Source organism: Schlesneria sp. (assembly GCF_036405755.1).
In the GTDB taxonomy this organism is placed as follows: Bacteria; Planctomycetota; Planctomycetia; order Planctomycetales; family Planctomycetaceae; genus Schlesneria; species Schlesneria sphaerica.
This window is the reverse complement of the sequence record NZ_DASWWZ010000217.1, coordinates 1-14,124: the sequence shown is the minus strand read 5'-3', so window position 1 is coordinate 14,124 and position 14,124 is coordinate 1. Positions and strand designations below refer to the sequence as shown.

Below are 14,124 nucleotides of genomic sequence, written 5' to 3'. Positions count from 1 at the left end.
GACAAGTCTTCCGTTTCTCGCCTGGATCGCTGCTCAGGCAAGTTGTGTTCAGTTCTTTAATCCCGACTTCCTGCGTGGATTCGGCCTGGGAGTGCTGAATGGCAGTCTGTGGACCATCCCCGTGGAATTGGGTTTCTATCTATCACTCCCCCTCATTTACATCAGTGTCATCAATCGACTCGGTCGTCGCGGGGCCGAGATGGCGCTCGGTGGTCTCGCGCTCACCTCATTCGGATACTGGTTTTACCTGTCGGTTCACGCGAACCCTGGCAGCATGCTGACAAAACTCCAGATGGTTTCACCTCTGCCCCATCTGCATATGTTTTTGCTTGGCATTCTGATCCAGCGAAACTTCGACCACCTGCGCCCGCTTTTAGAGAACCGCGCTCCTGTCTGGCTGGCCGCATTCGCCACGTACATGCTGGTGTTGAACCCATGGGGTGAAGGAACGCTTTCGGAATCTCCGCTGCCCGTTCTGGTGGGGCGTCTACTGCTGACAATGGCTGTCTTCTCGTTCGCGTTTTCATGGCGAAACCTTAGCGGAACGCTGCTGCGTGACCAGGATCTGTCCTACGGCGTTTACCTCTACCACGGACTGGCCATCAATGTCCTGAAAGAGCTCGATTTGGGAGGGAGCCCGCTTCACCTGCTGCTGGTCTCGGTCATCACGGTGATCTGTGCGGCGTTGTCGTGGACTCTCGTCGAACGCCCCGCGGTTTCGCGGAAGCCGTCCCATCGACGTGATGAACACCAAATCTCTACCACCGCCGAACCACTCTCGACTCCCACGGGTGCTTTCGTTTCGGAACGTCGAGCGGCCTGAGGCCCGTCGCGGGGGAGTTTTGCCTGTCCGACACCAACTCCATTCACGGCGTGCCCGAGTGGGAGGATTTCTGTAAAGCCTCTCTGAACGGTCCCGTCTCCCCGCTTCGTCCGGATCGAACACTGTCAGAATCGTTACAACCGCTCCAGCCGGCGAGGCTTGCCACGAAGAAGGCCGCGATCAGCGAATTGGTGTGTTGTCGCGATTTTCCTCAAGCCGATCTTGTGACCGATTAGTGAAGGAAATTACGATCGTGGACAGCTCTACGTCCTCCTGTACTCATTGATTGTGGGAATCTAAATACCGTGACAAAATTGCAACGTATGTTGACGTCATTGGTCGCAGCGATTCCTGCCGCGTATCTGGTTTTCGAACTCGTCCGGGCCATGCTGTCACACTCCGAGAATCTTTCGGGGATGGCGTATGCCACGATGGGATTGACTCTTCTCGCAGCGCTGACTGCCGTGCTGATCCCCGTCGGGATTATGGTGGGCGGGAAACGAAAGTCGGCCGCTGCGAAGGCAGGGGCGACCAACTCTTCGGCCAGTGAGGAAATCGAAACCGTCGATGAAGTTGATGACGGTGTCGATGTGATGGACGAATCGAGCGATGCCATCAGCAGTGGTTCCTCTGAATTCGAATTCTCCGAAACCAGCGACGAAATGCTGATCGACGAAAGTGATGACGGGTTGTCGGTAGATGAATTCGACGATTTCGACATCGACGAAGAAGAGCCCAAGCCGAAGAAGAAAAAGAAGTAGACTACTTCGTTCGACCTCTTCGTTTGGCGGTCATTACTCGATCAACGAAGTCGGGCAACACGATCCTTCGTCTGCGACAGGATCGTTGCCATCGGCACCTCGCTGCCGATTCGCTTCCGCAGCAACAGACCTCACAAGTCACGGTCCCGTTTGAATACCGTCGTACCTTCCCCGCTTGGGGCATCGAGGCGGTGAAGTTGCGTTCCGTCATGGCATTGCGCCGCGAACAGTTCGCCGGGCTGACCGGTACCGAAGTGACTTCGGCGTTATAACGACGGAACGACGTCTTGCCCCTCTCTCCCTGAAGCGACTGCTGCACTACTAAAGCTACACTCAGGGGAGTAGCGCTGCGGGGAGTGACGCTGCGGTCTGGCTGGTGGATGCCGCGACATGGACTCGCCGCCGTGATCCGGCAACTCGCGCAGACAGGGGACTAACTGCTGGCACTTCGGTAGTGCTGCAAAGACCAGTTGAAAATCAGACGTGAGACCGCGAACGATGCCGCGGCTGAGGCGAGTGTCAGCAGGCTCAGCCAGTTGGGTTCCAGCGCCTTACCCAGCAGCACGCGTGCAGGAACGGTGATGACCAGCAGGATGGGCAGGACGTACGAGAACAGAAACCGAAACACCTCCGCTGTCGGCGAACCGGTGTAGATGCTGCTGGGATACCGCGCGAAGATGGTGACGTAGAACCAGAAATCGAGCAGTCCCTGGTTCCGTCCGAAGAAGATACTTGTCGCCGCCAATCCGATCATCAGGCTGTAAAAAAAGACAACTGCCGCCACGATCAGCAGCAGATACATCACCACTGGCACCCACGTCACGGAATGCTGTGCCCCGACGACGGAATAGATCAATAGTCCGACCGCAAAGGCCACTTGCGAGACCATCGCCAGTTCCATCTTTTCCAGTGAGACCAGAAACTGCGTATCGATTGGCTTGAGCAATGCAAAATCGAGATCGCCAGTCCGAATCAACTCACTGAAGCGGGCACAGTTCGGCATGAAGAAGGCTTCGACGAGGGCGTTGACCAGCATCCCGGTGGCCATAAACCCGAAGTACTCTTCACGAGACCAGTCGTTGATCTGGTTCACATTCCTGTAGATCAGGTCGAACATGATGACCTGAACAATAAACCAGAAGCCGCGAGTGAAAAGAGTGATCAGGAAATTGCTGCGAAACGTCAGTTCGCGCAGGCAGGAATTCCGGAAGAACGTCCCGAACACTCGACGGTATTTCCGCACAGTCGCCATCAACGTCTGCCTTACACTTACGACACGTAGTCGACCCCGCGCGAACCGGCCTTGATCGATCCAACGACCCAGTGCTCAGTCCCCGCCAGAGTCAACTGCCGTCGAATGCTCTCGACAAATGTCGGACGGACAATCAGTGTAAAACCGATCCCCATGTTGAAGACGTGGTACATCTCGTCCCGATCGATTCCCCCGAGATTCTGAAGCCAGGTGAAAGTCGGGGGAACGGGCCACGAATTCCGGTCGATCTGCAGGCGGCATCCTTCCGGCAGCAAACGTTCAATGTTGTCTTTCAGCCCGCCGCCGGTGATGTGAGCCAGACCTGAGATCGCTACTTTCACGCGGTAGGACTTCAAGATCTTCAGAATGGTTTTCGGATAGAGTCGCGTCGGTTCCAGCAGGATTTCTCCCACGGTGCGGTCCAGTTCGTCGATGCGTTGATCGACTGCGAGTCCGGCCATACCAAAGACGACCTTGCGAATGAGGCTGTAGCCATTGGAATGGAATCCGCTGGACGGCAGGCCGATCACCACGTCACCGGGCCGAATGGCACGCCCATCGATCAGTCGAGATCGCTCGGCCACGCCGACACAGAATCCGGCCATGTCGAAATCGCCATCGTGGTAAATGTCCGGCATGATCGCCGTTTCACCACCCAGCAGGGACGCTCCACATTCAACACAGCCGTCACTGACCCCTTTGACGAGGGCCCCGATCAGGTCCGGGTTGTCTTTTCCGAGAGCGAGATAATCCAGAAACAGTAGCGGTTCTGCCCCGAGACAAAGAACATCGTTCACGGACATCGCGACCAGATCGATGCCCACGGTGTCGAACTTGCCCACCAGTTGAGCGACTTTCAGTTTGGTCCCCACGCCGTCGGTCCCCGAAACCAGGACCGGATCCTGATAGCTGGCAGCCCCCGGACGACTGGAATGGTTCAGTCGCATCAACCCCGCGAACGCATCCGCGACAGGAATGACCCGCGGCGTGAACGTCCGTTGCATCATCGCTGGCAATCGTCGCATCGCTTCATCGTAGAGCTCAAGGTCAACACCTGCTGACTTGTAGGTGACGTTCGCCATGCTGGTCAAAAACTTTCAGGTCGGGGGATCAAGGGACAAATTCGGCTCGATGGGATGATAGCGACTTACACATGCGTTGTCAGTTCGTGAGCCCCCCGCGCCCCTTCAATTCAGCGAGGACTCACGTAAGGCCCATCTCATCGGCCCACACCCAATATCGGGCGACATAACCGCATATTTAACAAAACTTTGCAAAGAGAGAGTCGTCACTTCTTAACTCCCGATCGCGAACAGGATTTTGGCATCGGTCCCATCCCTGCTGAGATTCTCACCCGTCCAGAAGCCACGGTACAGCCGGCACCAGGTGCACACGGGATTGATGAACGATTCCATCAGGAAACGCTGATCGAACGAGATCACCCGCCGGGGACGAACCGCATCTCGATCCGGTTGACATCGTTGACCGAGTTGCGATGCTGAAATGCTGGAAAACACCATCAGAAGAAAGTTGAAACTGTGCCTGATGCCTTACGCTCGCGAATGACGCTTGGAATCCCCATCACGCTGGGTGTCATCCTGATGACCCTGAACGTGACACTGATGATCTTCTGGATCGCGGTGCTGGCGCGTTCTGCCGGTTGGAGTGCCCTGATCATCGGGGTAGCGGTGTTTGCACTGATCCTTGTCGGACTTTCCTTTTACCTGTTTCTGATGATCAAGGAAGTCCGACTGAACCAGCGGCAGGCGAACTTCATTGATAGTGTGACGCACGAACTGAAGTCCCCTATCGCTTCACTCCGTTTGTATCTTGAAACTCTCGAGATGCGGTCGATCAGTGACGAACAGCGCACGAAGTTCTATCGCGTCATGGAAGAAGAACTGGAACGCCTCGATCACTTGATCACTCAATTACTGGAAGTCGGTCGGATCGATGCGATTGGTGCCCAGTCCGATCCCGAAGAGTTATCTTTGGAGGCCGTCCTCAGGAAATGTGGCGCGGCCGCCTGCGCCCATCACAAGCGGGAAGAGGCAGAGACAATCTCGTACGATGTCCAGCCGATGATGGTCTTTGCCCGTCGCCTGGTGCTCGAAACCATCTTCCGTAACCTGCTCGACAATGCCATCAAGTATGCGGGTGATCCACCTCAGGTCGAAGTGCAGGTCCGGGGTGGGGACCGGGGTCGAGTCATCATCAGAATCATCGACAATGGCCTCGGGGTTCCCCATGAACTGCGGAAACGCATCTTCGGTATGTTCTTCCGCGGCGGAAGTGAACTGACCCGACGTCAGAAGGGGACCGGTTTGGGTCTGTACATCGTTCATACCTTGGTCAAATTACTGAATGGGCGGGTCAGCGTTCACGATCGGGTTGGTCGATCGGGCAGCGTGTTTGAGGTCGACCTGCCCGGACACCGCGAATTCCCCGAATCCGTCACCATTCCCAGATGACACAGCGACAAAGAGGAATTCCTCGCCCGTCTGTCAGGACGTCTCTTACCTGCTGGCAGCTCCAAACTTTTCTGCAGGTCTCGGAAATGCCAGACGCAAGGTGGATGCAGTTCCGCCGCCACCATTTGCGTCTACAAATGTTGTCCGCGTCTAAAAACAGCGGCCCGCTCACTTACGCTCGGACTTCTCTTCCATGGTCAGGTCCACCTTTCCAGGTAGTGTCGTGCCGTTAATGACCAGGGTCAGCGGACCGACAATATGTGTCTTGGACGTATGGGAAACCGCCTGTCCCAGCTTGCGGTTGAACAGATGAATGATTTCGGAAGAGGTCACTTTCAGATCGCTCTGAGTGACTTGCAGCATCGGATTGCCGTTAATGGTGTAGTTGACGTCGAACACTTTGCCCGTGATTTTGTCGAGCGTTTCGCCATCCTGTTCGACGGTCCCTTCGTATTCATACTTCGTCCGAAAGCTCATCACCTGTCCTGCACCCAGGTTGGTTTCGGATGACCGTTCCCAGGTATCCCCTTTCTTGACCGCTTCGCTCGGCAGGAACTCGAAAGCACGTTCAAAGGTCTTCTGAAGCGACTCGGGAGAAAAATGACTCTTCGCTTCTTCGGACAGCTTGTCATATTCCCCCTCGGGCAGTTTGACGGACTTGACCTTGTTATCAGCGTCCAGTTCAACCGAAACGGAAAGCCTGAACGCGGCTCGAAAGATCTCCATCAGCGATTCCAATTGAGGAATCGCAGCTTTCTTATCGGGGTTGGCTGAATCAAATTGAACGGAGCCACCGGGAAAGATCACTTCACTCTGCAAGGACTCCAGTTTTTCTTCGACCTTCAAAGTGCCATCGGTCTCTCGTTGTCCAATTGACGAACGGGAAATTGCAAAGGACGTCGAAGTCGTGTCCACATCCATTCCCGCCAGAGTCAGTGTCTGTGTCGCCTTCGTGTCGCGGTGAACGACGGACTTACTCCCCTCTTCAAACTTCAACTTCAGATTGACTTCCTCTGCGCAGGCCAGCGAAGCAGAAAGAACGGCAGTCAATGTCGAGAGCACGAGCGTTCGGAGCATGATGGGACTTCCAATGCAATGGCATGGCGACCAAGCCGCGTCTCTGCGAGGAATCTCGAAGAAAGAACAACGCGTCTCAGTGAAATGTGAACAGCGGAACGAACCCGGAATCGGAGTGGATCAAAAAGAATTCCTTTTCAAAGACAGAATGTCAGTCTTCGCAAAATTTTCAAGCCTCCATCTCGTTTCGCATCGCCCCCCCTTTCAGAATCTCGGCGAATCTGGCCCCATCAACTGACGGGATTAAGGCCAACCGGTCGGCGAATTCACACGCGAGAGTGGAACTTCAGATGATCCATCAGGCTGGTTCGACAATCGAGCGCAGAACCTGGGCCACCCAATAGCTCTCCACAATTCCTTCACTCGCTATTTCGATAGTCAAACAAAATACATGAATAGACTCATTGACAATCAACGAGAAGACGATTAAAAGACGACTCATCTAGTGATTTATTTTCGTTCCTCAGCTTGACCTCAGGTCGCGAGGAGAGAGAGCCTTCCACAGGAAAAGGCTCAATTTCTCAGGTCACAAAGTCAACGTCAGAGCAGTTTTGCCAGAAAGCCTGACGCACAAACCCAACCCTACTGATGATATTTCTTGCGGGTTTTGAACGCCCGCCTCATGCCGCTGGCGCTGGATCGCGGTTCTCACCAGCGTTCCTTCTGTCGCTGCACGTCCATGTCGCCCGGCACGCCTGGGCATAGAAAGAAGCACACCATGCCCCCGCAGGATTTCGATTCCACATTCCGACCCCTCCTCGTAAATCAAGTCGATGCTGTCCCGGGACTAAGACCAGGAGCGACGCGACGTCACCACGGGCGCCACCAATCCGGGTTTACCCTGATCGAACTTCTGGTCGTGATTGCGATCATCGCAGTCCTGATTGCATTACTGCTGCCCGCAGTGCAACAAGCACGTGAAGCCGCTCGAAGAACACAGTGCAAAAACAATCTCAAACAGATTGCCCTGGGAATTCACAACTACAATGAGACGTACGGCAGCCTCCCCATCGGGCATCAGTACCTCGGCGGATTCGATGGCAACTGGGCAGACAACAAGGGGGGCTCTGGCTTTGGCTGGGGCTGGTCCATTCTTCCCTTCATTGACCAGGGACCGCTGTTCAATTCGTTTAACTCCTCCCAGCAAGCGGCCGAAACCGCACCGACGACTCCCGGTGGCACCCTATCGAACGCACTGCTGTGCCAGACTGTGATCGCCATGATCAGTTGCCCATCCGACGCCAAGCCGTCCCAGGGGAAGGACATTCCGACAACAAATCTTGATGATGGTGCGATCCCCAGGAATGCCACCAGTAGTTATCAGGGGAGCGCCGCCTCATTTGATGGATGGTCGGGCGATGCTGCCGGAAATTTCGCTAACCTGCAACAGTGGAACGGTGCCTTCGGACGCTCCAACAGCGGTGCTCGTCGCCTGCACGAGTTCACCGATGGGACTTCCAACACGTTCCTGGTCGGTGAAACGAAGTACCAGGGGATGGATTCCAGTGGCGGCAACCGCTCGCGCTGGTACGCCGCTGTCGACGGAACGCCGGGTGCCGCCAAAGGGGCCTCTGGCGCAACCAACGCATTGATGGACGATGGGCAATGGGCCATGAACTGGACTGCGGCACAGGGAAATCCCCAGCCCCATCGCACGGCTGGAAGTGCCCACACGGGTGGTGCCCAGTTTGCCATGAGCGATGGCTCCGTCCGCTTTGTCAGTGAGCAAATTCACCATACATCGCGAGCGTGGATCCCAGCAGACCCCTTCGATCACGCGAACAACGGTCGAGCATTCGGACTCTACCAGCGCCTTTACGCCATCGCCGATGGTCTGGTGTTAAGTGAGTTCTAATCACCCCGAATGACTACCACCAGTGAACTCATCGAGTGACGGCCAGGTCGGGTGACGACGCGACAGCGTCCTCACCCGGCGGAGTCTGCCTCATAGGGCTTCGCCATCTCAATCTACAAAAACCTTGCGCGGGAACCGTGTCGTGACAAGCAAAAAAAAACCAAAGCAATCGATCGCAATCATCTGGAGCATCTCGGCAGCTCTCATTACGGTATCTTGCCTGGGCTGCAGTCGAGGCCCGAAGATCGCCTCAGTCCGTGGAACCGTCACCCTGGACGGTGAGCCACTGCCCTACGCTGCGGTCGTCTTCAATCCTGAAAATGGTCGGCCAGCCGGTGCAACGACCGACGAGAACGGCGAATACGCTCTCAATTTCACGCAGGGCCGCGAGGGAGCCCTGATTGGGGAGCATCGGGTCATCATCACCACGCGGCGCGATCCCTGGAAAGACCCAAACGGGGAAGTCCACCCCAGCTCCAGCGAAAAACTCCCCACGAAATACAACACTCAGTCGACCTTGACGTTCACTGTTGAGCCAGGCAAGGCGAATGTCGCTGACTTCGACCTGGAATCGTCCGCCCCAGAATCGCAAGCCTCCCGTAAGCCAGGAGCCCGACGATGAGCCGCACGACTTCCTTATCGAGTTTTGGCATTCTGCTGCTGACTGCCTTTGTATTTCCGTGCCCGTCGCGGTCCGCCGAACAACCTCGGCGCCCGAATATCGTCATTATCTTTGCCGACGACTGGGGACGACACGCTGGAGCCTACGCACGCCTCGACGGACCTGGGACCGTCAACGACGTGGTCAGGACCCCGAATTTCGATCGTATCGCGGGGGAGGGTGTCCTCTTCCGACGTGCTTTCGTTTCCTCCCCCAGTTGCACCCCAAGTCGAAGTGCACTCGTCTCGGGACAGCACTTCTGGCGAACTGGTCGTGGATCAATGCTGCGTGGAGAATGGGATGGATCCAGTCCCGCATTTCCGCTGTTGCTACGGGATGCTGGCTATCGGATTGGAAAGTCGCACAAAGTCTGGACCCCCGGCACCCCTTCCGACGCTCCCTTCGGTGGCCAGCAATTCGCCTACGAGGCAGAAGGTCGCCGCTTCAACAATTTTTCCGAGAACGCGTCGAAACTTGTCGCCGAAGGAAAAACTGTCGAAGCAGCGAAAGCCGAACTCTTCCATGAAGTACGGGCGAATTTTGACGCGTTCCTCAACAACCGCGGAAGTGACCAACCCTTCACTTACTGGTTTGGGCCGACCAATGTCCATCGAAAGTGGACGAAAGGCTCGGGCAAAGCATTATGGGGGCTGAACCCCGACGACCTCGCAGGAAAGCTTCCGCCATTCCTGCCGGATGTCCCTGAGGTCCGGGAAGATCTGGCAGATTACTTCGGAGAAATCGCCGCCCTTGACGGCGCGATTGGCCTGATTGTTGAACGACTCGAGCAAATCGGTGAGCTGGACAATACGCTGTTGATCATCAGTGGCGACCACGGCGCCCCGGGCTTCCCACATGGGAAATGCAACCTGTACGACTTCGGAACGCAAGTCCCACTCCTGGTCCGCTGGGGTGGCGCCCCCGGCGGTCGTGTCGTCGATGATCTGATCAGTCTGACGGACATCGCACCATCGGTACTTGAATTGGCCGGGTTGCCCATCCCCGAAGTGATGACGGGTCGCAGCCTGGTAAAGATTTTGAAGGGTGACAAGTCAGGACAGGTTGATCCGCAGCGTACGGCCATCTACACCGGAAGAGAGCGCCACGTGGACAGTGCTCGTGCTGGCTACCTGCCATATCCGCAACGTGCGATTCGCACGCACGATTATCTCTACATCGTCAACTTTCGGCCTGATCGCTGGCCGCTGGGCGACCCTCACCGGCTGGACGGAGATCAGCCTCCGACGGTCGAAGAGGTGACGGAAAATACTCGGATTACGTTGGCCGATGAAGACGCGGGCCCCACCAAAGCCTGGCTGGTGAGTCAGCGTCGCTCTCCACATTGGAAGGCTCACTTCGACTGGGTTTATGGTAAACGTCCGCGGGAAGAATTGTATGACCTCCGACAGGACCCCCACCAGGTTAAGAACGTCGCGAATGATGCGGAATACGCGAATGCCCGCGTCACACTGGAGCGTCAGCTTTTGCAGGAACTGCAGCAGACTGGCGATCCCCGTCTGATCGATGAAGGATCCTATTTCGAAACTCCACCCGTCGGTGGACCACCTGTCACCCCAGTCGACCGCTGACACGGAGTTCGCTCTCATGACAAAGACCAGCCTCTCCTTCTCGCTCGCACTCATGCTCGTAATCGACGCGTCCATGTCGATCGCCGCCGATCTCCCTTCGCCCCCAAATATCCTGTTCGTCATCTTTGACGACTGGGGAGGAAGCCGGCATTCCGGTGTTGCCGGGTGCCAGTGGATTAATACACCCAACTTCGATCGGATTGCACGCGAAGGGATTCACTTTGCCAACGCCTTCACCTCGAATCCTAAGTGCAGTCCCTGCCGGGCAAGCATTCTGACGGGCCGTAATACCTGGCAACTTCGCGAGGCCGTGTCACACAATGGTAATTTCCCGTCGGGATTTGAAACTTTTCCCGACCTGCTCGAACGATCCGGTTACACAATCGGCTATACAGGAAAGGGCTGGGGTCCCGGCGACTTCAGGGCGAGCGGCCGCACTCGAAATCCCGTCGGTCCTGTGTACGACAAACTCAAGCAGGAATCCCCCACCACCGGAATCAACAAGAACGACTATGCAGGGAACTTTGAAGACTTTCTGCAACAGCGACCGGCCGACAAGCCGTTTTTCTTCTGGATTGGTTTCCATGAACCGCACCGCGGGTACGAGTGGGATACGGGAGCAAGGTCGGGTAAATCGCTCGATTCTGTGAACGTCCCTACCTACCTCCCAGACACCGAGATTGTCCGACGCGATTTACTGGACTACGCACTGGAAGTCGAATGGGGAGATGCTCAGCTTGGCAAGGCGCTGGCAGTTCTCGAGAAGACGGGACAACTCGACAACACCCTCATCGTCGTCACATCGGATCACGGGATGCCGTTCCCGTTTGTAAAAGGACAAATTCACGACGACGCGTTCCACCTGCCACTCGCCATTCGCTGGGGGGCTGGTGTTCCGGGAGGTCGAGTGGTGCAGGATTTTGTCAACGTGAGAGACTTCGCACCCACATTTCTGGAAGTCGCTGGCGCGGCACCCCATGAACAGATCACTGGCCGCAGTCTGACCAACATCCTTCGTTCAAAGACCTCCGGATACATTGAAAACCGCGACGTGATGCTCGTTGGAAAAGAACGTCATGACATCGGCCGCATTCACGATCAAGGTTATCCCGTTCGTGCCATCCGGACGAAAGAGTTCTTGTACGTTCACAACTTTCACCCGGAACGATGGCCAGCAGGCGATCCAGAAACCGATTTTGGCAACGTCGATCCCAGTCCGTCCAAAGAAGTCATCAAGGTATTGAAGGGGTATTACTACGACCTCTCCTTCGGTAAGCGACTTCCCGATGAATTGTACCGTATCACGGACGATCCCGATTGTGTCAATAACCTGGCCAATGAACTCGCGTTCCAGAATGACGTGCAACGACTGCGGGCTCAAATGGTGCAACTTCTCAAGGAAGAAGGTGATCCCCGAGTCCTGGGAACCTTTGGCGAACTTGAGCAATATCAATATGTCGGCGGACGGGGCAAAGGTTACGAAACGTGGCTCCGCCGCCAGGAAGAGACCGTTCTGAAATCCCTTCAGGAAACATTGAACGCGAACGGATCGAAAGAGCCTGCACCGCAAAAGTCGTCCGCTAAATAACTGGCTGAAGGCGGCGCAGTCAACGTTACGATTGGGGGTCGCAAAATCCGGCCCGAAATCTTCGGCTCAGGCCAGTGAAACGATCTTCGAGGTCGTTTCACTGGCCTATTTCTGTCCCTTGCCGATGCAGTAAAGAGATCTGTTTGAACGAACGAAGAGTTGAGCGTTCACGATGGCTGGCGTGGCGTTGAAGTCACTCTCATCATCGTTGAACTGATTCCGGGCCAGTAGCTCGTATTCCGGCCTGGCATCGAGCACCAGCATTCCCGCCCAACGGCACTGAACGTAAATTCGTCCCGCCGCGACGACTGGTGACGCATAGACTGGCCGCCCCCCCGCTTCGAATTCCGCCACACGCTCGCGATAGATCTGATCTCCCGTCGTTGCGTTGATACAAAATGCCTGACCCCGATCGTCGATCCAGTAGAGATGATCTTCAAACAGGACTGGTGTCGCGACGTAGGAACTGCTGCGACTGGTCCACAGAATTTCAGGCGTCGCCGCTTCGTCAACGGGATCAATCTTGATTGCGAGACTTCCCGCGGATCGAAAGCCACCGAAGATGTAAATGGTCTGGCCGTTCGTGATGACACTGGGGCAGATGGTTCCTGTCAAATCGTGATCAAGGTGCCAGCGTTTCTCACCCGTCCTGGGATCGATCCCCCATGCCTCTCCAGGGAGGGCCATCACCAGGTCTGTCCGCGACTCGCTCAACTTCACCAGCCCCGGCGTGCCGTAGGCAAGCTCCAGCGCTTCACTTTCGACCTTCCAGACTTCACTGCCGGTCGACTGATCCAGGGCTCGCAGGGAACGACTCTCTTCAGCGGCGTTCACGATGACAAGATTCTCGTAGAGGATGAGACTTGCCCCCGATCCCCAGCGGCGAATGCTTGATTCACTTCCGACAAGGGTCTGCCAAAGCAACTTCCCGTCGCGATCGAAGGCGACAACACCTGCCTTGCCAAAGAAGCAGAACACCCGTTCGCCGTCGGTGACCGGAGTGCTACTGGCGTAACCATGTTCAGAGATGTAGCCCTGAAAAGGATCTTCCGGCAGTGTGCCGGCCACGGTCTGACTCCAGACCAGACTTCCCTGGTCGCGATCGAGACATGTCACGTGACGCGTCAACCGTTGAATGTCGCCGCCTTCTTCTCCCGGAAGCCCGTAACCTGTGTAACTCGTCACATAGACTCGGTCGCCATGAATGACGGGACTGGACGATCCGGGTCCCGGAAGCTCGTACTTCCAGCGAAGGTTTTTGGTCGCGCTCCACTCCCGCGGAAGATCCGCCTTGCTGTCCGTTCCAGAGCCATTTGGGCCGCGAAACTGGGACCAGTCCTCAGCGCTGGAAAAGTGGCCGCTGGCGGCGAGAACGAACAGGGCGACAGGAGCCCAAAAAGAACTGTGGCTGCGTGCGGCCATATCCATGCCTCGTCCCTTCAAGAGAGATGATTGCAGTGGCGGCAGAGTTTGCCTGGCGCCACTACCTTTCGGATGGGGGTAATGTAGCACACTTCAGGAAGGAACCGACTCGCGATTCAGTTGCGATCAGATAACAGGGCAGGTCCCTGGGCTTTTACGGATCACGACGTCCATTGCCGAGAGGATTTTGTTACAGAACGGACTGAGAGTCTTCGAGCAAGTCTCTGCCAAGGCGAGTTCTCGTAATTGCATATCGCGGCTTTGTATTTGCGATCGACGTCTCCCCACATGACCTGAGTTCGATTTGTGTCATCGCTCATCCTTCGGGAACAGCGGGGAACTGCAACGTTGATTCGTGTTGGTTATGAAATCTCCTTTCAGTCTCCACAGCCCGCTCCCATGATTGTCCTGCTCTCCATCCATCCGGAACGATTACCGACGATCCGCAAGTCCGAACAACCCCGTGTCACCCCGTTAGTGCGCGCAACGGAATACATCGACCGCTTTGGCAACCGCTGCAGCCGACGGGTCGCTCCTCAGGGAAGGATTGCTTTTTCCTTCCAATGAGGCGATCGTGGAAGAGAGTGGACGGCCCGCCCTGCAAGTCCTGAATGCGACTCAGGCC

The 14,124-nt window shown here is 56.1% G+C and carries 12 protein-coding genes; 8 read left to right on the top strand and 4 right to left on the bottom strand.

Going from position 1 to position 14,124, the window contains the following annotated elements; translation table 11 throughout:
- From VGE80_RS07490 to VGE80_RS07480, 3 genes are all read left to right on the top strand, one after another.
- Positions 1-823: acyltransferase family protein (locus tag VGE80_RS07490; RefSeq protein ID WP_440592203.1), on the top strand; the 823-nt coding region annotated here is incomplete at its 5' end.
- Between the two features lie 323 nt (positions 824-1,146).
- On the top strand, positions 1,147-1,584 hold the full coding sequence (locus tag VGE80_RS07485; RefSeq protein WP_440592202.1) for a hypothetical protein: 438 nt from the start codon (positions 1,147-1,149) through the stop codon (positions 1,582-1,584).
- Positions 1,585-1,607: 23 nt separating this feature from the next.
- Entirely contained in the window at positions 1,608-1,856 is a 249-nt protein-coding gene (locus VGE80_RS07480; RefSeq protein WP_373652790.1) for a hypothetical protein, read from the top strand.
- Positions 1,857-2,017: 161 nt separating this feature from the next.
- On the opposite strand, the gene VGE80_RS07475 is transcribed toward VGE80_RS07480, so the two are convergent.
- Together VGE80_RS07475 and purM are read right to left on the bottom strand one after the other, a co-directional pair.
- Positions 2,018-2,836, bottom strand: coding sequence for an ABC transporter permease (locus tag VGE80_RS07475; RefSeq protein WP_373652791.1), 819 nt, complete (start codon positions 2,834-2,836; stop codon positions 2,018-2,020).
- A gap of 17 nt (positions 2,837-2,853) precedes the next feature.
- Entirely contained in the window at positions 2,854-3,918 is a 1,065-nt protein-coding gene (gene purM, locus VGE80_RS07470; protein ID WP_373652792.1) for a phosphoribosylformylglycinamidine cyclo-ligase, read from the bottom strand.
- A 456-nt stretch (positions 3,919-4,374) separates the two neighbouring features.
- On the opposite strand from purM, the gene VGE80_RS07465 reads away from it, so the two are divergent.
- Positions 4,375-5,307, top strand: a complete 933-nt coding sequence (locus VGE80_RS07465) for a sensor histidine kinase (RefSeq protein WP_440592201.1) — start codon at positions 4,375-4,377, stop codon at positions 5,305-5,307.
- Positions 5,308-5,475: 168 nt separating this feature from the next.
- On the opposite strand, the gene VGE80_RS07460 is transcribed toward VGE80_RS07465, so the two are convergent.
- Positions 5,476-6,384 carry a DUF6263 family protein gene (locus VGE80_RS07460; protein WP_440592200.1) on the bottom strand — a complete coding sequence of 303 codons (909 nt, stop codon included), beginning with the start codon at positions 6,382-6,384 and terminating at the stop codon, positions 5,476-5,478.
- Positions 6,385-7,102: 718 nt separating this feature from the next.
- On the opposite strand from VGE80_RS07460, the gene VGE80_RS07455 reads away from it, so the two are divergent.
- From VGE80_RS07455 to VGE80_RS07440, 4 genes are all read left to right on the top strand, one after another.
- Entirely contained in the window at positions 7,103-8,239 is a 1,137-nt protein-coding gene (locus VGE80_RS07455; protein WP_440592199.1) for a DUF1559 family PulG-like putative transporter, read from the top strand.
- 142 nt (positions 8,240-8,381) lie between these two features.
- Positions 8,382-8,861, top strand: a complete 480-nt coding sequence (locus tag VGE80_RS07450; protein WP_440592198.1) for a carboxypeptidase-like regulatory domain-containing protein — start codon at positions 8,382-8,384, stop codon at positions 8,859-8,861.
- Positions 8,858-10,489 carry a sulfatase family protein gene (locus VGE80_RS07445; protein ID WP_440592197.1) on the top strand — a complete coding sequence of 544 codons (1,632 nt, stop codon included), beginning with the start codon at positions 8,858-8,860 and terminating at the stop codon, positions 10,487-10,489. The genes VGE80_RS07450 and VGE80_RS07445 overlap by 4 nt, the downstream gene beginning before the upstream one ends.
- Positions 10,490-10,505: 16 nt before the next feature.
- Positions 10,506-12,077: a sulfatase family protein gene (locus VGE80_RS07440; protein ID WP_440592196.1), complete on the top strand. Its 1,572-nt coding sequence runs from the start codon at positions 10,506-10,508 to the stop codon at positions 12,075-12,077.
- 105 nt (positions 12,078-12,182) lie between these two features.
- Here the strand turns inward: VGE80_RS07440 and VGE80_RS07435 are convergent, their stop codons facing one another.
- On the bottom strand, positions 12,183-13,505 hold the full coding sequence (locus VGE80_RS07435) for a PQQ-binding-like beta-propeller repeat protein (RefSeq protein ID WP_373652799.1): 1,323 nt from the start codon (positions 13,503-13,505) through the stop codon (positions 12,183-12,185).
- Between the last annotated feature and the right edge of the window lie 619 nt (positions 13,506-14,124).